This is a genomic window from Chryseobacterium bernardetii (assembly GCF_003815975.1).
GTDB classification, from domain to species: Bacteria; Bacteroidota; Bacteroidia; order Flavobacteriales; family Weeksellaceae; genus Chryseobacterium; species Chryseobacterium bernardetii.
The window spans coordinates 1,747,115-1,772,500 of record NZ_CP033932.1 but is presented as its reverse complement, the minus strand read 5'-3'; the positions used below and the strand labels follow the sequence as shown (position 1 = coordinate 1,772,500).

At 38.0% G+C, this 25,386-nt stretch carries 16 protein-coding genes, 2 tRNA genes, 2 rRNA genes, 1 pseudogene and 1 riboswitch (1 of these 22 running past the window's edge); of the genes and pseudogenes, 2 read left to right on the top strand and 19 right to left on the bottom strand.

Annotated elements, in window-relative coordinates; all coding sequences use genetic code 11:
* The 7 genes from EG339_RS08190 to folE all read right to left on the bottom strand — a co-directional run.
* Window positions 1–241, bottom strand: a 23S ribosomal RNA gene (locus tag EG339_RS08190); it reaches 2,514 nt to the left of the window's first position.
* A gap of 152 nt (window positions 242–393) precedes the next feature.
* A tRNA-Ala gene (locus tag EG339_RS08185) sits at window positions 394–470 on the bottom strand.
* Between the two features lie 105 nt (window positions 471–575).
* A tRNA-Ile gene (locus EG339_RS08180) sits at window positions 576–649 on the bottom strand.
* 217 nt (window positions 650–866) lie between these two features.
* A 16S ribosomal RNA gene (locus tag EG339_RS08175) occupies window positions 867–2,383 on the bottom strand.
* The 16S and 23S rRNA genes sit together here with 2 tRNA genes alongside, the layout of an rRNA operon.
* A gap of 1,411 nt (window positions 2,384–3,794) precedes the next feature.
* Window positions 3,795–5,261: a cysteine--tRNA ligase gene (cysS, locus tag EG339_RS08170; RefSeq protein WP_123869763.1), complete on the bottom strand. Its 1,467-nt coding sequence runs from the start codon at window positions 5,259–5,261 to the stop codon at window positions 3,795–3,797.
* A gap of 123 nt (window positions 5,262–5,384) precedes the next feature.
* Window positions 5,385–5,816 carry a DinB family protein gene (locus EG339_RS08165; RefSeq protein ID WP_123869762.1) on the bottom strand — a complete coding sequence of 144 codons (432 nt, stop codon included), beginning with the start codon at window positions 5,814–5,816 and terminating at the stop codon, window positions 5,385–5,387.
* A 1-nt stretch (window position 5,817) separates the two neighbouring features.
* Window positions 5,818–6,483, bottom strand: a complete 666-nt coding sequence (gene folE / locus EG339_RS08160) for a GTP cyclohydrolase I FolE (RefSeq protein WP_065395967.1) — start codon at window positions 6,481–6,483, stop codon at window positions 5,818–5,820.
* A gap of 79 nt (window positions 6,484–6,562) precedes the next feature.
* Between folE and EG339_RS08155 the strand changes: the two genes are divergently transcribed.
* Window positions 6,563–7,714, top strand: a complete 1,152-nt coding sequence (locus tag EG339_RS08155) for a hypothetical protein (RefSeq protein ID WP_123869761.1) — start codon at window positions 6,563–6,565, stop codon at window positions 7,712–7,714.
* A gap of 277 nt (window positions 7,715–7,991) precedes the next feature.
* On the opposite strand, the gene metF is transcribed toward EG339_RS08155, so the two are convergent.
* From metF to EG339_RS24750, 7 genes are all read right to left on the bottom strand, one after another.
* A complete protein-coding gene (gene metF / locus EG339_RS08150; protein WP_123869760.1) occupies window positions 7,992–8,951 on the bottom strand; it encodes a methylenetetrahydrofolate reductase [NAD(P)H] in 960 nt (319 codons plus the stop codon).
* Window positions 8,952–8,958: 7 nt separating this feature from the next.
* Entirely contained in the window at window positions 8,959–11,619 is a 2,661-nt protein-coding gene (gene metH, locus EG339_RS08145) for a methionine synthase (RefSeq protein ID WP_123869759.1), read from the bottom strand.
* A gap of 1 nt (window position 11,620) precedes the next feature.
* A complete protein-coding gene (locus EG339_RS08140; protein WP_123869758.1) occupies window positions 11,621–12,712 on the bottom strand; it encodes a fatty acid desaturase family protein in 1,092 nt (363 codons plus the stop codon).
* Window positions 12,713–12,795: 83 nt separating this feature from the next.
* Window positions 12,796–13,806 carry a homocysteine S-methyltransferase family protein gene (locus EG339_RS08135; RefSeq protein ID WP_123869757.1) on the bottom strand — a complete coding sequence of 337 codons (1,011 nt, stop codon included), beginning with the start codon at window positions 13,804–13,806 and terminating at the stop codon, window positions 12,796–12,798.
* A 105-nt stretch (window positions 13,807–13,911) separates the two neighbouring features.
* Window positions 13,912–15,072: an O-succinylhomoserine sulfhydrylase gene (locus EG339_RS08130; RefSeq protein WP_123869756.1), complete on the bottom strand. Its 1,161-nt coding sequence runs from the start codon at window positions 15,070–15,072 to the stop codon at window positions 13,912–13,914.
* A 127-nt stretch (window positions 15,073–15,199) separates the two neighbouring features.
* A complete protein-coding gene (locus EG339_RS24755) occupies window positions 15,200–16,738 on the bottom strand; it encodes an ACT domain-containing protein (protein WP_123869755.1) in 1,539 nt (512 codons plus the stop codon).
* Complete coding sequence (locus EG339_RS24750) at window positions 16,725–17,681, bottom strand: alpha/beta fold hydrolase (RefSeq protein WP_123869754.1); 957 nt, start codon at window positions 17,679–17,681, stop codon at window positions 16,725–16,727. Before EG339_RS24750 ends, EG339_RS24755 begins: the two co-directional genes overlap by 14 nt.
* A 60-nt stretch (window positions 17,682–17,741) precedes the next feature.
* Window positions 17,742–17,849, bottom strand: a riboswitch (SAM riboswitch).
* Between the two features lie 188 nt (window positions 17,850–18,037).
* Between EG339_RS24750 and EG339_RS08115 the strand changes: the two genes are divergently transcribed.
* Window positions 18,038–20,653, top strand: a complete 2,616-nt coding sequence (locus tag EG339_RS08115; protein ID WP_123869753.1) for an MGH1-like glycoside hydrolase domain-containing protein — start codon at window positions 18,038–18,040, stop codon at window positions 20,651–20,653.
* 114 nt (window positions 20,654–20,767) lie between these two features.
* Here EG339_RS08115 and EG339_RS08110 read toward each other — a convergent pair whose 3' ends face one another.
* The 5 genes and pseudogenes from EG339_RS08110 to EG339_RS08085 all read right to left on the bottom strand — a co-directional run bounded on the left by EG339_RS08110 (window position 20,768) and on the right by EG339_RS08085 (window position 25,375).
* Window positions 20,768–21,187: an OsmC family protein gene (locus EG339_RS08110; RefSeq protein WP_123869752.1), complete on the bottom strand. Its 420-nt coding sequence runs from the start codon at window positions 21,185–21,187 to the stop codon at window positions 20,768–20,770.
* A gap of 122 nt (window positions 21,188–21,309) precedes the next feature.
* Window positions 21,310–22,632 (bottom strand): DUF58 domain-containing protein, encoded by a 1,323-nt coding sequence (locus EG339_RS08100; protein ID WP_123869750.1) that lies wholly within the window; start codon window positions 22,630–22,632, stop codon window positions 21,310–21,312.
* A gap of 178 nt (window positions 22,633–22,810) precedes the next feature.
* Window positions 22,811–23,048: pseudogene (locus tag EG339_RS08095) on the bottom strand (four helix bundle protein).
* A gap of 61 nt (window positions 23,049–23,109) precedes the next feature.
* Window positions 23,110–24,141 carry an AAA family ATPase gene (locus tag EG339_RS08090; protein ID WP_185147671.1) on the bottom strand — a complete coding sequence of 344 codons (1,032 nt, stop codon included), beginning with the start codon at window positions 24,139–24,141 and terminating at the stop codon, window positions 23,110–23,112.
* A gap of 76 nt (window positions 24,142–24,217) precedes the next feature.
* Window positions 24,218–25,375 carry a hypothetical protein gene (locus tag EG339_RS08085; RefSeq protein WP_123869749.1) on the bottom strand — a complete coding sequence of 386 codons (1,158 nt, stop codon included), beginning with the start codon at window positions 25,373–25,375 and terminating at the stop codon, window positions 24,218–24,220.
* Window positions 25,376–25,386: the final 11 nt, after the last annotated feature.

The following is a 25,386-nucleotide window of genomic DNA, read 5'->3' as shown; positions in this document are numbered from 1 at the left end:
TTTCGCTCGCCACTACTTACGGAATCTCTTCGATTTCTTTTCCTCCGGGTACTTAGATGTTTCAGTTCTCCGGGTTTGCTCCTCTTACGAGGTAATACATCTTCAATGTATTGGGTTGCCCCATTCGGACATCTGCGGATCTATTCGTGTGTGCCAATCCCCGCAGCTTTTCGCAGCTTACCACGTCCTTCGTCGCCTCTGAAAGCCTAGGCATCCGCCATACGCCCTTAACGATTTCTTTCCTATTTTTGGTTACTCAAGCGCTTTATGCGCTCGGTTTTCTCTTTGTGATGTCTTTACCGTTAATGTCAATGATCTTAAATCTATTTCTGATTTAATTCGCAAATATTGTTTTTGGCTCTATTTGCTTTTTTAAAACTAAACCATCTATGATGGTGGAGAATAAGGGAGTCGAACCCTTGACCTCCTGCGTGCAAGGCAGGCGCTCTAGCCAGCTGAGCTAATTCCCCCTCTAGTAGTGATGTACTTTGTATAATGTAAAATGTAGAATGTATCAGATTTAATCTCTTACATTGTACAAGCTACTTTGTACTTTTTACATCCCTTATAATTAGTAGTCTCGGGCAGGCTCGAACTGCCGACCTCTACATTATCAGTGTAGCGCTCTAACCAGCTGAGCTACGAGACTGTCTTTATGTTAGACCTTGAGAGCTAAGAATATAGAATAAAGACCTTTTCAACTTCTGTCTTTCATCTTTGTTCTTTTCTCTTGCCTCTTCCCTTTACTAATTTCTAGTGGGTGTTGTATTTTTATATATCAACCAAACAAAAAACTAAAGCTTTACTTTGAAGTAAGTACTTTGTATCTTACGATACTAATTTTTTTATCGTCTAACGACGCTCTAAAATGAGATGTTCCAGCCGCACCTTCCGGTACGGCTACCTTGTTACGACTTAGCCCTAGTTACCTGTTTTACCCTAGGCAGCTCCTGTTACGGTCACCGACTTCAGGTACCCCAGACTTCCATGGCTTGACGGGCGGTGTGTACAAGGCCCGGGAACGTATTCACCGCGCCATGGCTGATGCGCGATTACTAGCGATTCCAGCTTCATAGAGTCGAGTTGCAGACTCCAATCCGAACTGAGACCGGCTTTCGAGATTTGCATCACATCGCTGTGTAGCTGCCCTCTGTACCGGCCATTGTATTACGTGTGTGGCCCAAGGCGTAAGGGCCGTGATGATTTGACGTCATCCCCACCTTCCTCTCTACTTGCGTAGGCAGTCTCACTAGAGTCCCCAACTTAATGATGGCAACTAGTGACAGGGGTTGCGCTCGTTGCAGGACTTAACCTAACACCTCACGGCACGAGCTGACGACAACCATGCAGCACCTTGAAAAATGTCCGAAGAAAAGTCTATTTCTAAACCTGTCATTTCCCATTTAAGCCTTGGTAAGGTTCCTCGCGTATCATCGAATTAAACCACATAATCCACCGCTTGTGCGGGCCCCCGTCAATTCCTTTGAGTTTCAAACTTGCGTTCGTACTCCCCAGGTGGCTAACTTATCACTTTCGCTTAGTCTCTGAATCCGAAAACCCAAAAACGAGTTAGCATCGTTTACGGCGTGGACTACCAGGGTATCTAATCCTGTTCGCTCCCCACGCTTTCGTCCATCAGCGTCAGTTGTTGCTTAGTAACCTGCCTTCGCAATTGGTGTTCTAAGTAATATCTATGCATTTCACCGCTACACTACTTATTCCAGCTACTTCAACAACACTCAAGACTTGCAGTATCAATGGCAGTTTCACAGTTAAGCTGTGAGATTTCACCACTGACTTACACATCAGCCTACGGACCCTTTAAACCCAATAAATCCGGATAACGCTTGCACCCTCCGTATTACCGCGGCTGCTGGCACGGAGTTAGCCGGTGCTTATTCGTATAGTACCTTCAGCTAGATACACGTATCTAGGTTTATCCCTATACAAAAGAAGTTTACAACCCATAGGGCCGTCGTCCTTCACGCGGGATGGCTGGATCAGGCTCTCACCCATTGTCCAATATTCCTCACTGCTGCCTCCCGTAGGAGTCTGGTCCGTGTCTCAGTACCAGTGTGGGGGATCACCCTCTCAGGCCCCCTAAAGATCGTAGACTTGGTGAGCCGTTACCTCACCAACTATCTAATCTTGCGCGTGCCCATCTCTATCCACCGGAGTTTTCAATATCAAGTGATGCCACTCAATATATTATGGGGTATTAATCTTCCTTTCGAAAGGCTATCCCCCAGATAAAGGCAGGTTGCACACGTGTTCCGCACCCGTGCGCCGCTCTCAAGTCTCCGAAGAGACTCTACCGCTCGGCTTGCATGTGTTAGGCCTCCCGCTAGCGTTCATCCTGAGCCAGGATCAAACTCTCCATTGTATGTTTGTCTGACTCACTCAAAGTTTTTTAACGCTTTAGTTTTTCCTTACTTGGTTGTTATATTGTATGTCAATGATCTTTTTATCTTCCGCTTTTTAACGAAACAATCTTTCTGTCAGTGTCGCTCCGTATTTGCGAGTGCAAAAGTAAAACCTTATTTTGTAATGACCAAATGTTTTGAAAGAAAATTTTAAAGTTTTTTAAGTAACCTTAATCCTTCCCAAACCCTCAATCTATCTACTCCTGCGCTCCGAATTATTTCGGACTGCAAAGATACAAACTCTTTTTTAACTCGCAACTCTTTTTGCAAAAAGTTTGAAAGTTTTTTTTCGCCCGATATCTTAGTAGAATATAATGTTTATGCTTAGCTAAAAGCTCTTCTGCGCTTGTACTGATACTCTCGTTTTCAGTGGGGCAAAGATAACAACTTCTTACAACGCAAAACAAGTTTATTTAACATAAAATTCATACTGACTATTCATTTTACCCCTAATACGCTGATACCATGGATGAAAATTTTAAACATTTGTTTGGAGAATATGATTGGAGAATTAGAGAATGTTTTGTCGGAGGTAAATGGATGTTATTATATATGAGTAATGAGTAATGGAAGGTATACATTAAATATAATACATGATGAATTTTTCAAAATCGTATTTGAAGTAAGTTTGGGCTAAAGCTAGTGGAAATATCTTATTTAGGTAAAACGGGCTTCCTTCGACTAAGCTCAGGATTATAGCCCGTTTCTATTGATCGACTTCTATTTGTTGGAGAATAATGAGAGGAGTATATTGTAAGCAATGCATTGTTGAGATCCTTACAGGATGACAAAGATTACGCAAAGTAGAATATAATAATATAAATGTTTATTATAGAGGATTAGAGTATGGAAGGTAATTATTAAGATGCTTAAGCTTAAGGATAAGCTTTTTATTTTCTCGCAGGTGACACCGATTTTCGCAGATGATTGGGAATATTGCAACAATATAAACCATCCCGTCAAAAATTTTTTGAATTTTTGACACCCCTCCAGAGGAGGGGAATGATGGAAGCCATCCCTTATCCATAATAGTCAAAATCTTTAATTAATGACAATCTATTATTTATTATCATTTATAAAATGGTCCTCTACCCTAGCCCCGATAGAAACGGTTACCCCGAAGCAGGGAGTTGGAAAGCTGAAGGACTTGAGCGTGGGGATGTAGAGGCGCGAGGAGTATGAGTGGATAGCGGGAAATAGCTCCTGGAAAAATTGGAACGTTTGAGTGTTCAAGAGTGAAAGGGTTAGGTTCTGAAAATGAAAAGGAGAAGCTTGAGTAAGGCTGACTTATAAAAAGAATAAAAAAATTCCGTAAGAATCCTTTACAACAGGGCTCTTACGGAATAATGATAAAAACCGAAGCTTATATTTTTAGTTCAGAACATAAGAGGTTCCGTCTCTTCCGTCTTTTAATTCGATTCCTTCAGCAAGCAGTTTATCTCTGATCTGATCTGAAAGTTCGAAATTTTTAGATTTTCTGGCCTGATTTCTAAGTTCAATTAAAACTTTTAAGGTCTGATCCAGTTTTTCATTATTATTCTCCTCTACAGTCTGTAATCCCAGGACGTCAAAGATAAAGGCATTCAGTGCTGACTTTAAATCTTCAAGATCTGCTGTTGAAATTGTTTCTTTGCCATCATTTAAAGCAAAAATGTATTTTACGGCTTCAAATAAGTGAGCAATCAGTATTGGAGAGTTGAAATCATCTGTTAAGGCATCATAACATTTTTTCTTCCAATCTGTAAGACTGAATTCTGACTGCTTAGTATCATCCGGAGTAATGGAGTTCAATACTTTCACAGCTTCCATCAATCTGATAAATCCTTTTTCGCTGGCAATCATCGCATCATTGGAAATGTCTAGAACACTTCTGTAATGTGCCTGCAGGAAGCAGAAACGTACAATTGACGGGTGGAAAGGTTTTTCAAAGAAGTCATTTTCTCCTGTTACCAACTGCATCGGAAGGATATAGTTCCCTGTAGATTTACTCATACGCTGGGAATTCATCGTCAACATGTTCGCATGCATCCAGTAATGTACCGGTGCTGCTCCATTGCAAGCTTTTCCCTGAGCGATTTCACATTCGTGGTGAGGGAATTTCAAGTCCATTCCACCTCCGTGAATATCGAAAGTTTCACCCAGATATTTTGTACTCATTGCAGTACATTCAAGGTGCCATCCCGGAAAACCTTCTCCCCATGGAGAGTTCCATCTCATGATGTGAGCCGGAGATGCTTTTTTCCAAAGGGCAAAATCCTGTGGATTCTTCTTCTCCCCTTGTCCGTCAAGATCACGGGTATTGGCAAAAAGTTCTTCTATATTGCGTTTTGAAAGTTCACCGTAGTTCAGCCCTCTTTTATTGTACTCCAATACATCAAAATATACAGAACCATTGCTTTCATAGGCAAAGCCTGTATCTATTAATTTCTGAGTAAGCTCAATCTGTTCTACAATATGGCCAGTTGCAGTAGGTTCAATATTAGGCGGAAGCAAATTAAACATATCAAGAACTTTGTGGAAATCTACTGTATACTTCTGTACGATTTCCATTGGTTCCAGCTTCTCTAATCTGGTTTGCTTTACGAATCTGTCATTATTTACATCTCCGTCATCAGTAAGGTGGCCTGCATCTGTAATGTTTCTTACATATCTTACTTTATAGCCTAAATGCATCAGGGTACGGTAGATAAAATCAAAAGACAGGAAGGTTCTTACATTCCCCAAATGGACATTGCTGTAGACTGTGGGTCCGCAGACATACATTCCTACATTTCCTTCTAAGATGGGTTTGAATATTTCTTTTTCCGCTGTAAGCGAGTTATATATTTTTAGTTGCATTTATTTTTTATTAAAAGATTCAATAGTTTTAAGATTCAAAAATTAGTTAAAATAAAAATCTGTCACAACAAATAATTGTTGTGATAAAAATTTTATGTGAAACTTTTTTAAATTTTATCATTATTAAATCGCTTTTAAATGATGCTGCAAATGATCTATATAATCCTTAATGACAAACTCCAGGGTAAACCTTTGAAGTTCTGTTTTGGTAGTATCGCAAGTTCTTTGCAGTGCTTCATCTGGAATATTTTCTACAACATGAACAATCTGATAGTTCAATGCTTTCCAAAGATCAATTAATTCGGAAACCGGAACATTCTGATAGTTCTGAGCCTTTACCCAAATGTTCTGATCGTAAACAATATTCTCGTTCTCTTTATATTGGGTAACTACAAATCTACGGATATTTGTAAAAGCACTGTCACAAAGATGGCCAATTATTTCTTTTTTTGACCATTTTTCGGGTGTATTCTTGTAATTCCATTCGTCTTCAGAAATTGCCTGAAATCTCTGAATCTCTGAATCTATAATATTTTTAAGGATCTGGTAGTTCATATTAATCTAGTTTTGCATGGCTTCCTACATAATGCAGGAATTCCTGTCTTGTGATAGGATTCGTTCTGAAAATTCCGCTTAATTCTGCTGTAATGGTAGAGCTTGCTGTATCTTTAATTCCTCTGCAGTTTACACAAAGGTGTTTTGCATCTATGATACAAGCTACATCTTTTGTTCCCAGAGCTTCTTTGAGAGCGTCTACAATCTGCATTGTAAGTCTTTCCTGAACCTGTGGTCTTTTCGCGTAGTAATCTACAATTCTGTTAATCTTTGAAAGACCTATTACTTCTCCGTTTGAGATATAAGCAACATGAGCTCTTCCTATAATTGGCAAGAAGTGATGTTCACAAAAAGAATATACGGTAATATCTTTTTCTACCAGCATCTGGCGGTATTTATATTTATTGGAAAATGTAGAGATCCCAGGTTTGTTTTCAGGAAGAAGTCCCCCGAAAATTTCGTTCACATACATTTTGGCAACACGCTTTGGTGAGTCTTTCAGAGAATCATCAGTCATATCCAGACCTAATGTTTCCATAATCTCTCCAAAAAGCTCAGTAATTTTTTCAATTTTTTCCTGTGGCGATTTATCAAAAGCATCTTCCCTTATAGGCGTATGTTCTTTTCCAGTGAAAATATCATCGTCGTTATCAGTAAAATCAACCATTTTTATTTAATTTGCAGCAAAAATACGGATAATATTGTTTCATTTATTATCTTTTATAACCTACTCTGATTAAAACTATATGATTATTGTCGAAGAAGTACAGAACAAAGACCACAAAAGGGAATTCCTGGAATTCCCCGCACAACTTTATCAACACGACAAAAATTATATCCGCCCATTAGACAAACATATTGAGGAAATTTTTGATCCTGAAAAGAACAAGTTTTTCAAGAATGGAGAATGTAAAAGGTTTTTATTTAAAAAAGACAATAAAACGGTTGGAAAAGTTGCTGTTTTTATCAACAATTGCTATGAACAAAAGCAGCCTACCGGCGGTTTTGGTTTTTTCGACTGTATTAATCATCAGGAAACGGCTGATTTTATTTTTAACCATTGTAAAAAATGGCTCCAGGAAAGAGGAATGGAAGCTATGGACGGGCCTATTAATTTCGGAGAAAGGGATAAATTCTGGGGGCTTTTGATTGAGGGTTTCATTGAGCCTTTGTATGGAATGAATTATAACTTCCCCTATTACAAAGAACTTTTTGAAAACTATGGGTTCAAAATCTATTTTGAACAACTTTGTTTTACCAGACCGGTATTTGCAGAAGTTTCGCGCGTTTTCACCATTGCCCATGAGAAGAACAGAAGAAATCCAGCTATCTCTGCCCAACCCATGAAAAAGAATAACCTTCCTAAGTTTGCCAAAGACTTTACAGAGATTTATAATAAAGCATGGGCTGCCCACGGTGAAGGAAAACAACTGGAAGAGACCAAAGTTCTGAAAATGTTCAATACCATGAAGCCTATTATGAATGAACATATCTCATGGTTTGTGTATGAAAATGATAAGCCTATTGCGATGTGGATCAATCTTCCTGACCTCAACCAATGGTTTAAATACCTCAACGGAAAGTTTGGAGTTTGGGAAAAACTTAAGTTTTTATTCTTAAAAAGATTCAAGAAGAATGAAAAAATGGTAGGTCTGGTATTCGGTGTAGTTCCTGAATGGCAGAGGAAGGGGATTGATGGATATATGATCTGGGAAGGCACACAACATTTGAGAAAACATACTGATTTTACAATTACCGAACTTCAGTGGATTGGTGATTTTAATCCGAAAATGATTAAGATTGCGGAGACGCTTGATACTACTGTAACGAGGAAGCTGGCTACATACCGATATTTGTTTGACCGGAATAAGGAGTTTGAGAGACATGCTGTTCTTTAGTAAGAAGATAGGAGCTGGAAGATGGGAGATATTGAAGTGTGATGATTGACTAAAGTTTTAGTTTACTTTTTTGGGTGTTATAGATGATTTGACACAAAGTTCTTATTTCTTACTGCTCTATTTTTGAGGCGGCGAAGGTGGAATCAACTTTATTGATTCTTTCTAAGCGGATATGTAACCTACGGCTTTTTATCTGTCTATTTTATTTTCTTGTATTTCTGAAAAAAATAAAAACCCTGCCGTTTAAGACAGGGGTTCTTCATTTTTGGTACTTTTATTAGAATAGCTCACCGGCTACTTTTTTAATATTATCACTTTTTCCCATCGAGTAAAAGTGTAAAACAGGAACTCCGAAGTCCAGAAGTTCTCTGCATTGTGCTATTGCCCATTCTATTCCGATCTGCTTAACAGCTTCATTATTTTTGGCATTCTCCACTTCATTGATAAGCTCTTCCGGAAGGTCTATTTTAAATACCTGAGGTAGGATTTTCAGGTGTTTCTTGGTAGCAATTGGCTTAATTCCCGGAATGATTGGAACGGTAATTCCCATCTCTCTTGCTTTCTGAACGAATTCAATATACTTTTTATTGTCAAAAAACATTTGAGTCACAATATAATCTGCTCCGGCATCTACTTTTTGCTTCAGCCATTTCAGGTCATAATTCATAGAAGGAGCTTCCATATGCTTCTCCGGATAACCCGCTACTCCGATGCAGAATTTATTGAGTTCATCACAAACCTGCTCTTCATTGTGAAGATATTTTCCTCTTCCCAGGTCATTAATTTGATTAACAAGATCCATAGCGCTTGCATGACCACCCTGGGTGGGCTCGAAATACTGGTGCCCTTTCATTGCATCTCCTCTCAATGCCATTACGTTATCAATACCAAGGTACATACAGTCTACCAAAAGATATTCTGTTTCTTCTTTGGTAAAACCACCACATAATAAATGTGGAACGGTATCTACATTGTATTTATGCTGAATGGCTGCACAAATCCCAAGGGTTCCGGGACGCATTCTTGTAATACGGCGCTCCATCAGCCCATTTCCTTTATCGATATAGATATATTCTTCTCTTGAAGTGGTAACATCAATGAAGGGTGGTTTGAATTCCATTAACGGATCTATATTCGTGTACAAGTCTTCAATACCAATTCCTTTTTGTGGCGGAACAACTTCTAGAGAGAATAGAGTTTTTCCATTTGCGTTTTTAATGTGCTCTGTTATCTTCATATCAATTTTAATCTGCTAAATTTGGTGACAACCATTTTTGTGCTTCCTGGATGCTACAACTTCTTCTGTCAGCATAATCCCTAAGCTGGTCTTCTGTAATTTTTCCTAATCCGAAATACTTGGCATACGGGCTCCCGAAATAATATCCTGAAACAGATGCTGTAGGGAACATGGCTAAACTTTCGGTAAGGAAAACGCCTGTATTTTCTTCTACTTTTAAAAGGTCCCATATGGTTTTCTTTTCCAAGTGATCAGGGCAAGCCGGATATCCCGGAGCGGGACGGATGCCTTTATATTTTTCTGCAATCAGATCTTCGTTGCTTAATTCTTCCTGAACGGCATATCCCCAATATTCTGTTCTTACTTTTTTATGTAAAAATTCGGCATAAGCTTCTGCAAAGCGATCTGCAAGAGCTTTTACCATAATAGCATTGTAATCGTCATTGGCTTTCTCATATTCTTCCGCCAGTTCATCAGTTCCGAAGCCTGTGGTCACACAGAATACTCCCATGTAGTCTGTCTTTCCAGAACTTTGTGGTGCAATAAAATCGCTTAACGCCAGATAATCTTTTCCTTTTGATCTTTGAGCCTGCTGTCTTAGGGTTAAAAACTTAGCCAGCTCGTTGTTATTTTCATCAAAAATCAGGATATCATCGGTTTCATTAGAGTTTGCTTTGAAAATTCCAAAGATTGCTTTTGCTGTTAACAGCTTTTCGTCCAGAATTCTATTGAGAATAACCTGTGCATCTTTGAAGAGTTCTTTTGCCTGTACTCCTACCACCTCATCTTCTAAGATATTCGGATATTTCCCGTGAAGATCCCAGCTTCTGAAGAATGGCGACCAGTCTATAAATGGCAATAGCTCTCTCAAGTCCTGATTTTCAATGATGGTGATCCCTAAGTTATTCGGAGTGAAGATTTCTTCGTTTTCCCAATCTATTCTGAAGCGATTTTCTCTTGCTTCTTCAATAGAAACATAATCTTTATCAACCTGCCTGTTCAGGAACTTCTCTCTGAAATCTGAATAATCATTCTTCAGTTCGGAAACATATTCTTTATTTCTGTCCCCTAACAATGAGCTTACCACATTTACCGCTCTTGAGGCATCATTAACGTGAACCACTGCATTTTTATATTTTAAATCGATTTTCACTGCGGTATGTGCTTTTGAGGTAGTTGCACCACCAATCAGTAAAGGAAAATCTAAATTTTGTCTTTCCAGTTCTGATGCAATGTATACCATCTCATCCAAACTCGGAGTAATCAGCCCGCTTAATCCGATTACGTCTACTTTTTCTTCAATGGCAGTCTGGATAATCTTTTCTGCCGGAACCATTACACCAAGATCAACAATTTCGTAGTTGTTACAGCCCAGTACTACGCTCACAATATTTTTTCCAATGTCGTGAACATCACCTTTTACTGTTGCCATCAGAATTTTCCCGTTGGCAGGTTTTGAACCGTCTTTTTCTGCTTCAATGAAAGGTTGCAGATAGGCTACAGCTTTTTTCATTACCCTTGCTGACTTTACGACCTGTGGCAGGAACATTTTTCCGCTTCCAAATAAGTCACCTACTACCCCCATTCCTGTCATCAGATTAATTTCAATAACATGAAGTGGTCTTTCTGCCAATAGTCTTGCTTCTTCTACATCTTCTTCAATGAAACGGTCTATCCCTTTTACCAAAGCATGGGTAATCCTTTCCTGTAACGGATTGTTCCTCCATTCAAGGTCTTCAGTTTTTTCTTTTTTGACTGATTTGTGTTTCTCAGAATAATCCAGAAGTCTTTCTGTAGCATCTTCTCTCCTGTCAAGGATTACATCTTCTACAAGTTCTAATAATTCTTTGTTGATTTCATCATAAACTTCCAGCATCGCAGGATTTACAATACCGATATTCATTCCGGCCTGGATGGCATGGTAAAGGAAAACCGAGTGCATGGCTTCTCTTACGGTGTCATTTCCACGGAAGGAGAAGGAAACATTGCTTACTCCTCCACTTACAGATGCATAAGGCAGGTTTTGTCTTACCCAGCGTGTAGCTTCGATAAAATCTATCGCATTTCTTCTGTGCTCATCCATTCCTGTTGCTACCGGGAAGATATTTAAATCGAAAATGATATCTTCTGCAGGGAATCCGATCTGATTCACCAGGATATCATAGGATCTTTTTGAGATTTCAATTCTTCGTTCAAGATTGTCTGCCTGCCCAACCTCATCAAATGCCATTACAATGACTGCGGCACCATATCTTTTGATGGCTTTGGCATGTTTGATAAATTCTTCTTCGCCTTCTTTTAAGCTGATAGAGTTTACCACGCATTTCCCTTGTGCCACCTGGAGACCCGCTTCCAGAATTTCCCATTTGGAAGAGTCTACCATGATTGGAATTCTTGCAATATCCGGTTCTGATGCAATTAGGTTCAGAAATTTAATCATTGATGCTTTTCCATCAATCAAACCATCATCAAAGTTAACATCCAGAATCTGGGCACCTCCTTCTACCTGATGGCGAGCAATATCTAATGCTTCAGAGAATTTTTCCTCTTTAATTAGTCTTAAAAATTTTTTGGACCCGGCAACATTGGTTCTTTCACCAACGTTGATGAAATTACTTTCCGGCGTTATGATAAGAGGCTCGAGGCCTGATAATCTTAAATATTTCATTTTATTCTTCTAAAATATAGTAGGCATTATTGGCATTCTGCCTTAATAAATCCCTGTGCTTGCCTAAGGCAGTGAACAGTGGGAACCTTTTGTATGCCAAGCCATGTTCTTTAGCAAATTCTTCTATCTCTTCGGTGATTTCATTGTAATACATATAACTGTAATTAGGAAAAAGGTGATGAGCTACATGGAAATTAAAATTTCCTAACACATTTCTTACCAACCAGTTATTCTCTTTCAAATCGTTAGTTACTTCCAGCTGATGACGAAGCCAGCTAAATGGAAGCCCATTGTCTTTGTTCAATCTTGGAAAGGCATTATCAGGAAGCGGATGCAGGGGCAATAACACAAACAGTGCAAAAATGCTTGCTGCAATAACCTGTAAAAACCAAGCTCCTAAAGCCAAACCAACTGATACTTTAAAGAACACAACAGGGATCACAATCTGATAAAAAAAATAAAACAGCTTATAACTCACCATCTTTACTTTTTCAATAACGGGTATTTTTCCCTGGGTCTTCAAAATCACCCTTTCCTTGTCAAAGAAGTCCCTGAAGTCTCTTATGAACATCCAATTGAACAAATACAACGGATATACTAAAAAGAAAAACCTGTGCTGATACTTCTGTATTCCTTTTGCCTTAATCCAAGGCACTATTAACAGCAAACCACTCTGCTCAATATCGGTATCCCAGCCATCCACATTCGGATAGGCATGGTGACTTGCGATATGTCTTTTCTTCCAGATATAGGAATTGGCTCCTATGAAATCAAAAATATGCAATACCACACCATTCAGTCTTTTGCTTTTAAAGATGTTGTTGTGGGCTGCTTCATGGATCAGATTTAAATAAATTAAAACCAAAGAAATTCCCATTAAAATAAAACTCAGGATATAGATCCAATGTTTGTCTGCATTAAAGACTGCAAAGAAATATAAACCTAAATAGATCAATGGGAGAATTACCGCTTTGATCTGAATATAAACATCCCTGTTTTCAGAAATAGCTTCTACCCGCTGGTTTACTTTCTTTCTCAGTTCATTAAACAATCTGGCATCATCTGAATCTTTTAAGTAACTCGGCTTTTCCATTACATTAAATTTTGTGGTTTATTTAAAGATAATATTTATAACCCAGCCTTCATTCTTGATTTTAATTAAAAAAATCTATCTAATCAGACAAATTCCTTCAATTTTCTTGGTTCATATTTTTCTACCAGCTCTGCAATGGCTTTAATGTGTTCCGGTGTAGTACCGCAACAGCCACCGATAATATTAATCAATCCTTTTTCTGCATATTCTTTGATCTGTCTGGCCATATCTTCCGGCGTTTCATCATATTTTCCGAAAGCGTTCGGTAAACCGGCGTTCGGATAAGCTGAAACATAGAATTCTGAATTATGAGCCAGTGTTTCCAGATAAGGAGTTAACTGGTTTGCTCCTAAAGCGCAGTTAAAGCCAACACTTAATAAATTCAGATGGGAAACAGAGATCAAAAAGGCTTCTGCAGTCTGCCCGCTCAGTGTTCTTCCGGAAGCATCTGTAATGGTTCCTGAAACCATGATCGGGATTTTAATACCTCTTTCTTCCTGAAGTTCATCAATGGCAAACAGAGCTGCTTTCGCATTCAGTGTATCAAATATGGTTTCTACCAATAAGATATCTGAGCCTCCGTCTAATAAGGCTTCACATTGCTGCTTGTAAGCAACTCTCAGTTCTTCAAAAGTAATGGCTCTGTATCCAGGGTCATTTACATCAGGGCTTAAGCTTGCAGTTCTGTTGGTTGGGCCAATTGACCCTGCTACAAATCTAGGTTTATCCGCATTTTTTGCTGTGTATTCATCACAGGCTTTTCTGGCAATTCTTGCGGACTCATAGTTCAGCTCATACACCAGTTCTTCCATGTGATAATCTGCCATCGCAATGGTAGTTCCGGAGAATGTATTGGTTTCAATGATATCGGCCCCTGCTTCCAGGTATTTTTTATGTACTTCTTCAATTGCTTGGGGCTGTGTTAAAGAAAGCAAATCATTGTTTCCTTTTACCGGATATTCCCAGTCTTTGAAACGTTCGCCACGGTAATCTTCTTCTTCGAATTTATAACGCTGAAGCATGGTTCCCATAGCGCCATCCAGGACCAGGATGCGTTCTTTTAAGGCTTTGTTTAGTGATTCTATATTTGTCATCTCTTTTATAGTTGTTGAGTGAGACTGATATGGTTTGGGACTGATAGGAAGTTGATAATACTTCCTTCTATCTTGATTAAACCGCCTCGTTGGAGCTCTTCGTGATTAATCTAAGGCTTGTTTTAAGTCTGCAATAATGTCGTCTACGTTTTCCAAGCCTACTGAACAACGAACTAAACCTGCTGTAATTCCTACTTCGTTTCTTTCTTCGTCTGACAGTTTGGAATGCGTTGTAGATGCCGGATGGGTAACAATCGTTCTTGTATCCCCTAAGTTTGCCGAGAGTGAACACATTTTAATCTTATCCAAGAAACTTCTTCCGCCTTCTATTCCGCCTTTTATTTCAAAGGCAACGATATTTCCTCCAAGCTTCATCTGCTTTTTGGCTACCTCATAGTTCGGATGGGACTTCAGGAACGGATATTTTACCAGTTCCACATTAGGGTGGTTTTCTAAAAACTCTGCTACTTTCAGAGCATTCTCGCAGTGCTTTTCAACACGTATAGCCAATGTCTCCAGACTTTTCGATAATACCCATGCATTAAAAGGAGACAACGCCGGCCCTGTATTTCTTGCGAAAAGATAGATTTCTCTGATCAGGTCTTCTTTTCCTACTGCAATTCCGCCTAATACTCTTCCCTGCCCGTCAATCAACTTCGTTGCAGAATGTACAACAACATCCGCACCATATTTGATCGGTTGCTGAAGATAAGGTGTTGCAAAACAGTTATCTACAATAAAGATCAGGTTATGCTTTTTAGCAATCTGTCCGAAAAACTCCAGATCCAGAATTTCAATAGCCGGATTGGTAGGGGTTTCAAGATATAGGATCTTTGTATTCGGTTTTATATATTGCTCTACGTTCTCTGCATCTTCTGCTTTGAAATAGGTAGTTTCAATATTCCACTTTGGGAAATATTTTGTGAATAACGTGTGAGTAGATCCAAAAACCGACTGGCAGCTTACGATATGGTCTCCTGCACTTAGCAGAGCGGCAAATGTAGAATAAATGGCAGCCATTCCTGTTGCAAAGGCATATCCAGCTTCTGCACCTTCCATTTTTGCGATCTTCTCAGTAAACTCAGATACATTTGGGTTTGAGAAACGGCTGTACAGGTTTTTAGGTTTTTCTTCAGCAAAGCTTGCTCTCATATCTTCAGCATCCTGAAAAATAAAACTGGATGTAAGATATAACGGTGTGGAATGTTCATCAAACTGAGATCTCTCAGTCTGGGTTCTTATTGCTGATGTTTCGAAATTTTCCATATAGTTTTAATTTGTCAATTTACCAATGTATCAATCTAACAGTATAACAATGAGATTTCTCGCTTTGTTCAGAATAACAATTAAGAACATTAGCAAACTATTACATTGTTAGATTGTTACATTCATTTTATTTAGTTTCACTTAGTCTTAAAATATCACCGAATACTCCTCTTGCAGTTACCTGGGCTCCGGCTCCGGCCCCCATGATCACGATTGGGTTTTCACCGTAACTTTCTGTGTAGATCTCAAAGATAGAGTCTGAACCTTTCAACTGTCCTAAAGCCGAACTTCCCGGTACAGAAACCAGTTTTACATCAAGCTGTCCTTTTTCTTCCTGTAAATTTCCGTGGAGATCTCCTACGTAACGTAATACATGGCCAGGTTCCTGGCTTTCTTTGATCTTCTGGTATTCCTCATCAAGCTCATCTAATCTTGAAAGGAATTCTGATTTTGAAACTGATAATAAATTTTCCGGAACCAGATTCTGAATATTAATATCTTCAAATTCGTTGATTAGGTCTAATTCTCTTGCCAGAATCAATAGCTTTCTGGCTACATCATTTCCTGACAGATCTTCTCTCGGATCCGGTTCTGTATACCCTTTTTCCAGAGCTTCATTGATAATTGTGGAAAACTTATCGTCTCTTAAGGAAAAATTGTTGAAAACATAACTCAAGGTTCCGGAGAACACTCCTTTGATTCTTGTGATATTTTCTCCTGAAAGGTGCAATAATTTGATGGTATCAATTAACGGAAGACCGGCTCCAACATTGGTTTCATATAAATATCGTCTGTTATTTTTGCTCAACGTATATCTTAGTTTTCTATATTCTTCGATGGGAAGAGTGTTGAAAATTTTGTTAGAAGAAACCAGATCAAATCCGTTTTCTGCTAATGCATGATAGTTTTTCACAAAATCTTTGCTTGCCGTGTTATCTACAACAATGAGGTTTTCCAATTGATTTTCATTGGAGAAGTTGATTAACTCCTCAACATTGGATGGCTTATCTGCTGTTAAAACTTCATCTGTCCAATGATTATCAAACCCTTTTTTATTGAATGCTATTTTCTTTGAATTGGCTACAGCAACTACTTTAAGGTCTATTTTTTTACGTCTCTTAATTTCTTCTGAAGATTCAAGAACCTGCTCAATTAATGTTTTACCAACATTTCCATGACCGATAATGGCCAGATGAACGGTCTTCGGCTTTTTGAAGATCTCAGATTCTATGATGTTTTTTGTTTTTTCATCCTGCGAAGAAGTGACTACGATGTTTACCCTGTTCTCACCGGCCACCTGGTTTAAAAGCAATGGGAAAACATTGTTTCTCGCCAGCTCTGCAAAGATTTTATTGGAATCTTCTGCTACAAAACCAATCACAGAAACATTGTTAATACTGTATATTTGGGATACTTTTCCTGATTTTCTTTCTGCTTCAAATTCATCAATAAGACAAGCTACCGCTTTTTCAGCATCATTTTCGTGAACCAAGATAGAAATTCCGTTTTCTATAGCTTGCTGGGAGATTACCCCCACACTGATACGGGCTAAAGTAAGCGCTTTAAAAATTCGTCCGTCAATTCCGATTTCCCCTAAGAAATCTTCTCCTTCAAATTTGACAATTGATCTGTTCTTCAAAAATTTTATTTCGTTAGCATTTTTCATTTCTATATAAAATGTTTTTTATGATATTATTTAATTGTTGATATTCCATTAGGAAGGCATCATGCCCGTGTATAGATTGGATCTCGTGATAAGAGATATTCTCCTTTTTCTTTTTCAGCTTTTCAAAACACATCCGGATTTCAGAAGCCGGGAAGAATAAATCTGTATCTACGGAGATCATGTGCATTCGTGCTTCTATCCTCTCCAGATCTGTTTCATCGGCATTAATATTCATCAGCAGGTGATTCATCAGCCTGTACGCATTTAAACTAAATCTTTCGTTTAATGCATTGCCGTGATAAATCAGCCAGTCTTCAGATTTCAGGCGCTGTTTTTCCTGGCTGTACTTATTTTGAAATCTTTCATTGAGTGATTCCGGAGTTCTATAACACAGCATAGCGTGGATTCTTGCTTTTTGTAATGGTTCATCTTTATGATTCAACAAAAATTTCTGAACCAGGCATTGCGCGTGTAACCAATCATGGGTTCTGTAATCGCAGGCAATAGGAATAAAAATTTCTGCCAGTTTGGGTTGTTTTGCCAGCATTTCCCATCCAATTCCGCCCCCCAGAGAACCTCCAATAATGGCGTATAGATTTGTAATATGTAAAGCTTCCAATCCTTTCAGAAATATATTGGCAATATCTGAAGGGGTGAAGTCTTCATAGTCTTCAATTAAAAAATGATCATAACCGTTTCCGGGAATGTTGAAACATAGAACCGTATATTTATTGGTATCAACAATCTGATTTTCGCCTACCAATTGCTTCCACCAGCCTTTTTCTCCGGACACCGTTGAGTTTCCGGTAAGGGCGTGGTTGATCAGGATGACAGGAGCTGTAAACAGGTCTTTCCCGAAAAGCTCATAACTTAACGGGATATTGTATTCCTTTTGGGAATTTGTTTGATACGAAAGATTAATATAGTTTAGTTCTGCTTTCAATTCTATTATATTTTAATACAATTGAAAATGCCATAAGAAATGGCTGAAAAGAACTTCAGTAAGTTATCTGTCCAAAATAATTTTGGTAGAACGTAGCACCTTCTTTGCTTGCACAAAGGGTTGCTAAGGTTTCATAGGGTCTAATCCCTCAACCTTTCTTGATAACATTTTCAATATTTGAATGAACGAATGGTGCAAAGGTAGTTCTTTTCTTTTAAAATCAAAAAAAAATTAATTTAATATTTAAAAAAGCCCTTAAACACAAGTATTTCAAGACTATATTAATTATTCTTCAGATAAAAGGAATTGGAATTATTTTCCAAAAAAACTAACTTCGTATTGAAAAATGATGCTATATGATCGCCGAAAAAGAAAGATTACAAGATACCAAATGGAAAAACTGGGGACCTTATGTAAGCAACCGGCAATGGGGAAATGTACGGGAAGATTACAGCCCAAACGGAAATGCATGGAACTATACCAATCATAATAATGCGGAAAGCTATGCCTACCGTTGGGGAGAGGAAGGTATTGCAGGAATTTCGGATGTAAAGCAGCTCTTCTGCTTTGCTCTTTCGTTCTGGAATAAAAAGGACAAAATTGTTAAAGAGCGTTTCTTTGGGTTGAGCAATCCGCAGGGAAACCATGGTGAAGATATTAAAGAAATTTTCTATTATCTGGATAATACACCTACTCATAGTTATATGAAAATGGTGTACAAATATCCGATTAATGAATTCCCGTATGACGAGCTTGTTGCAGAAAATGGCAGACGGAGCAAACAGGAGCCTGAATATGAGATTTTTGATACCGGAATTTTTGATAATGATGCTTATTTTGATATTTTCATTGAATACTGTAAAGCAGATCACAATGATATCCTGGTAAGAGTAACTGTTTGTAACCGAAGCCAGCAGGAAGCTCCGATTGTGGTAGCCCCCACAGCATGGTTCCGAAACAACTGGAAATGGGGATACAATACCTATAAAGCGGATATGTATGCTTCCCATGACGGAAGTATTAATATTGAACACGACAGCATTTCTATCAAGAAGTTTTATTCAAGAAAAGATAACACACAAAGGGTATTCTGTGAAAATGAAACCAACACACCAAAGTTGTATGGAGCTCCCCAGGCGGAAGGCACCTATTTTAAAGATGGCATCAATAATTATATTATTTACGGCAGTAATACTGTAAATCCTGAAAAAAGAGGTACAAAAGCTTCTTTCTTGATTGATGAAGTAATTGGTGCCGGACAATCTGAGACGTTTGAATTCAGGCTTTGTCCAGAGGCAATTGCTGAACCTTTTCAGAGTTTTGATGAAATCTTTACTCTGAGAAAGGCCGAAGCAGAAGAGTTTTACAATGATGTTCAAAACGACACAACCAATGAAGATGAGAGGAATGTTCAAAGACAGGCTTTTGCAGGACTTCTTTGGAATAAGCAGTTTTATCATTATAATATAGGAAAATGGCTGAAAGGAGATCCGAACTTTGAAGCTCCGAGGAACTTTAATGATTATGTAAGAAATACGGAATGGAACCACCTTCACAATAAAGATATTATTTCCATGCCTGATAAGTGGGAATATCCCTGGTACGCCACCTGGGACCTTGCTTTTCACTGTGTACCTTTATCTATTATTGATGCTGAATTTGCCAAGGGACAGCTTTTACTTCTGACTAAAGAATGGTATATGCATCCTAACGGACAGCTACCGGCATATGAATGGAATATGAGTGATGTGAATCCTCCTGTGCATGCATGGTCTTGCTTCAGAGTTTTTAAAATTGATGAAAAGAGCAACGGCAAACCTGATTTATTATTCCTTGAAAAAGTCTTCCAAAAGCTGCTCCTTAATTTTACCTGGTGGGTAAACCGAAAGGATAAAAACGGAAAGAATATTTTCGGAGGAGGTTTTCTTGGTTTGGATAATATCGGAGCTTTTGACCGAAATATGGTTTTAGAAGATGGCCAGCACCTAGAGCAGGCAGACGGAACAAGCTGGATGGCTATGTATGCGCTGAACATGATGCGGATTGCTATGGAACTGGCCCAGTATTACCAGGTATATGAAGACATGGCCATTAAATTCTTTGAACACTATCTGTATATTGCGGAAGCCATGGAAAACCTGGGTGAAGGAACAAAAGGCCTATGGAATGAGGAAGATGGATTTTTCTATGATGTTCTTCAGCTTGGAAACGGAAACAGTGTTTCCTTACGCTTGAGAAGTATTGTTGGGCTAATTCCATTATTTGCCGTGGAAATTGTAGATCACCGCCTTCTGGAAAAAATGCCGAATTTCCAAACCAGAATGGACTGGATCTTAAAGAATAAACCTGAACTTACCAAGCTTGTTTCCCATTGGGATGAAGAAGGCCAGGGAAGGAAACACCTGATGAGTATTCTCCGTAAAAACAGACTGACTAAGGTTTTAACGAGAATGCTTGATGAAAAGGAATTTTTAAGCGCTTACGGCATCCGTGCGATGTCTAAAGTATATGAGGAAAATCCGTTTGTATTTTCTGTTCACGGTACTGAAAATGTTGTGTACTACACTCCTGCAGAAAGTGACAGCAGAATGTTTGGAGGAAACAGTAACTGGCGCGGCCCTATCTGGTTTCCTATCAATTTCCTGATCGTGGAAAGTTTACAGCGTTTCCATTATTATTACGGAAACAGCCTGAAGGTAGAACTTCCTACCGGAAGCGGTGAGAATAAAAACCTGGATGAAGTGGCCCAGAATATCAGCAAAAGGCTTTGCTCTATCTTCTTAAAGGATGAACATGGGCAACGGGCGTTCAATGGCGGGAATCCAAAGTTCAATTATGATGAACACTTCAGAGATTATATTACTTTCTTTGAATACTTCCACGGTGACAACGGACGTGGCGTAGGAGCTTCACATCAGACGGGATGGACAGCTACTGTGGCAAAACTGATAAAACCAAGACTTACCTTTTAATAAGCAATGAATATGGATCATGGGTAATAAAAAAAACCGGATGTTGCATCCGGTTTTTGTTGTATTTTAATATTTCTGCCATATAGGTATGGCTTTTAAGCCTTATCTATAGTTTTAAATTTTATCTCCGTTAACAAATACTTCATATCCTATTTCCACATTAGGTTCTAATGTTTTTGATACGGAACAGTATTTTTCAAAAGATAGTTCTGCTGCTTTCAAAGCTTTCTTAGGATCAATTTCTCCTTCTAAAAGGAATTTTACTTTGATAGATTTAAAAGGTTTTGCATCATCTACCTGAACTCTTTCTCCTTCCACTTCTGCCTGAAAGCTTTTTATTTCCTGACGCTGCTTCTTCAAAATAGAAACTACGTCTATCCCGCTGCATCCGGCTACTGCCATCAACACACTTTCCATTGGAGAAACTCCTTTAGCTCCCGGCTGTGAAGTATTGTCTAAAAGGATGGAATTACCCTGTCCGTTTGTACATTCAAATAAAAAATCGTCGTTGATTCTATTAAGTGTTATTTTCATTATTGCTTATTGCTTATTGCTTATTGCTTATTGCTTATTGCTTATTGCTTATTGCTTATTGCTTATTGCTTATTGCTTATTGCTTATTGCTTATTGCTTATTGCTTATTGCTTATTGCAAAATTATAAAATTCCTCTGGCTTTTATCTCCAGATATTTATTGATAACATCAATATTCAAATTCTCAGGAAGTGTATATACGGTATAAATTCCATATTTTCGGAGTTCCTGGATAATCAGTTTCTTTTCAAACTCAAATTTCTCAGCCACAATTTCATCATAGATTTCCTGCATATTTTCTGGATTTTTATGAATTAATGTCTGTAATTCTGAATTTTTGAAAAATACGACTACCAATAAATGATTCTTAGCTATTCCACGAAGATATTTCAGCTGCCGGTTAAGCCCATCCAGTGTTTCAAAATTGGTAAATAGCAGGATTAAACTTCTTTGGTTGATAGAATATTTTACGTCCTGGTACAATCGGTTGAAATCACTTTCAAAAAAGTCTGTTTTAATATTATAAAGGGCTTCTGATATTTTCTTAAGCTGCCCGGACTTGTTCTCAGCAGCAATTTTGTTTTCAGCCTTTTTGGAGAAGGTCATCATCCCCGCCCTATCTCCTTTTCTTAAGATAATATGAGACAATGCCATGGTTGCATTAATGGAATAATCCAAAAGGCTTAATCCTTGAAATGGCATCTTCATAGTTCGTCCTTTATCAATCAGCATAAAAATACGCTGTGATTTTTCATCCTGGAATTGGTTTACCATCAATCGATTAGCCTTAGAAGTTGCTTTCCAGTTAATCGTTCTGATATCGTCTCCTGGTACATATTCTTTAATCTGTTCAAATTCCATCGTATGCCCCAGCTTTCTTACCTTTTTGATTCCGCCTAACAAAAATTCACTCTGCAAAGCCATCAGCTCATATTTTCTGAGGTGAATAAAAGACGGATAAGACGGTAACGTGGCATCTTTCTGAAAACTGAATCTTTTTGCAATAAACCCTAAAGGTGATGAAGCATAAATATTCAGGCTTCCGAAATGATACTCCCCTCTTTCCTTAGGCTCTAAACTATACTGGAAGAAAGTATTGGTTCCTGCATTAATAGATTTTTGAATTAAAAAATCTCTTTTCTGAAACTGAAACGGTATCTCATCAATGATCTTCGTGGTGATCTTAAAGCTGTAGTTATTTTTAATATCAACCTTTATAAAGTTTTCATCACCATTAGATAATTTTTCTGGTAATATCCTTTGTGCCTGTACCGCATTTTTCTGATTAAAGATCAACAAATAATCCACCATCGCAGCAAGAAAACAAAGCAACAGGGCAATGTGGCCCATCCACATCAACACCGGAAAGAAAAATGCCAGCACATACAGTATCCCTACTCCAATGAGCGTAAAGAAGAAACGGGTATTGATGTATAAGTTTTTCATCGTTTAAGGTTGTAGGTTGCAGATTATAGGTTTTAGGTAAGCGCTCATTAGCTTATGTGATTCATTATTATTGTAGTGAGTTAATTAAGCCATTCAACATTTTACATATTTCTATAATCCTTTCATTTAGTTTTAAATAGTTCTCTTCGTTTAAAAATTTGAGATTTTTTGAAATAATTCATTGTGTTTCCACTTCTGCACAACTGCCTCTTGATATTTTTAAAAATTGTAGATAATCCGGTTTACTTCTTCTTGAGTTTCCTCAGCAATATTGGATGGTATAGCAACGGCGGCTCTTCTAATTTGTGATATTATCCGTAGATTTCATCCTTAGGAAACGTTTCTGTAGTTCTGTAAATTTCAATAACAAAATCAATAGACTTCTGCCAAACTAAAAGCTCTTTAAAATTTGCCATGTATAACTTCAATTAAACTTTATACTCTATCTACTGCCACCTTCTACCTATTATCTGCCACCTATCTCGGAATTTCTATTCCCTCCAAAATCTGACGGATAATTTCATCTGCTGTAAGACCTTCCATCTCTCTTTCCGGAGAAACGATCACTCTGTGTCTTAAAACAGCATAACTTGCATCTTTAATATCTTCAGGAGTTACAAAATCTCTTCCTCTTAATGCTGCAAAAGCCTTGGAAGCAGTAAGAAGTGCCAGTGAAGCTCTTGGTGAGGCTCCCAAATACAGGAATTGGTTTTCTCTCGTATTGATGATAATCTTAGCGATATATTCCATCAGCTGAGATTCCACGATAATTTCCTTTACCAATTGCTGATAGCCTTTCAGTTGGTCTGCCGTAATAACACGGCTCACCCCTTCTGTTTTATCTTCTTTTTTACTTTCGTGCTGATTTTTAATGATCGCGATTTCCTGCTCAAGATTTGGATACCCTACATTAATTTTGAACAGGAAACGGTCTAGCTGTGCCTCCGGAAGTCTATATGTACCTTCATGTTCTATCGGGTTTTGAGTAGCTACCACCAGGAATGGTTCTTCCATTATGTAACGGGTACCGTCCATTGTGATCTGCCTTTCCTCCATGACTTCAAATAATGCTGCCTGAGTTTTGGCTGGTGACCTGTTGATCTCATCAATCAAAATAAAGTTAGAAAAGACAGGTCCTTTTTTAAATTCAAATTCAGAGTTTTTCACACTGAAAACTGAAGTCCCCAGGATATCTGAAGGCATCAGGTCCGGTGTAAACTGAATTCTGCTGAAGCCTACATCAATAGTTTTAGCTAATAGCTTTGCTGTAATTGTCTTCGCAACTCCGGGAACACCTTCAATAAGAACGTGTCCGTTTGAAAGTAATGCTGCCAGAAGATGTTCTATCATATTCTCCTGGCCTACGATTACTTTTCCTATTTCTGCTTTCACCTTATCCAGACTTGCCCGAAGCTCTATCATGTCAATTCTGGACTGGAACTGATCTTCATTTTTATTTAGATTGATAGAAGGCTGGTTTTCTATGTTTGGGTTATCAAGATTTTCCATAATAAAATTTAATTTACCAATGTAATAATTCTCATGCATCAGGAGTAGTCTTTATTATCACTGGTATACTGTTATATTATTTAAGTATTTCGTCTAGTAATTTATTAATTTTTGCCAGATCTTCCTTCATTACACTGGCATAAGGATCCTGCGCTCTTTTGATAAGGCTGATCGCCTCATTAATCATTTCAATTGGTTTTCCTGTTTTCAGCTGTAACTTTTTGGCAAATTCCTCATCAATATTTTGGGTATCAATCAGAAGGTCTATTCTTACTCTATTCAGAAAATATTGGGCCTTCTTAGCCATCATATCATGAAAATCGCCTTCCTGAAGATAAAGATTTCCAATGCTTTTCACAAAATCCAAAGAGGTATTTCTCAAAGGCTCTATTATGGGGACAATTCTCTGCTTTCTTTTGGCATTAAAGAAGATAAAAAGAATGAGTCCGCCCAGGAATATCCACCACGCATATTTAAGTGCCGGATTTCCCAATATAAATCTCATGAAAAATCGTGAGGCTTTGGTATTATTCTCCACAAACCAAACGGTTTCACGGTCCGGAAGATAAGAAAATATATCCTGTGCATATTTTACATTACCAGGCTTCAGCAAATAATAGTTGGTAAGGAAAAGTGGTTCACTATGAACATAAAAATTCCCTTTTCCGAATTTTATTCTGATAAAATTAGCCTGGTCCGTATTTTTCTTTTCTACTGTTTTACCCAGAACTTCCACCCCCGGCTTAATAAATGAAAAACCTCTTCCTGATGGAAATTTATCCAGCTGGATGAAGTCATTTTTATATTTTGTATCTGTAAGCTTCAGTACGTTCTCTTCTTCAAAAGAGATTTCTGAATCATAAAATCCGATACTGTCTGAAACTTCCTTAGGCATACGGCTTATCACCAGCATGGCATCCGAACCATTTGAAACCTGATCCATCACTTTTTTCCACGATTCCGTATCAATATCAGTTTCAATAATAACAATATTATGAGTTTCTTTTTGATGCTGATTATAATATTCGTAAGGTGCCTGGTTGATCTTCTTCAGATTATTTTTAAAAAGATCTTTAGCTTCATTATCAAAAACAAAAAGGCCAAACGGTGACTTCTGGTTGACATCAAAGTTTTTACGCCAGTCTGTTGTCTCTTTTTTATTCACTTCAAGCAAAGCCAGAATAACCATCACAACGATGAAGATCACAGCATATATTCTGAAAGTCTTATTCATGGTTAATGGAT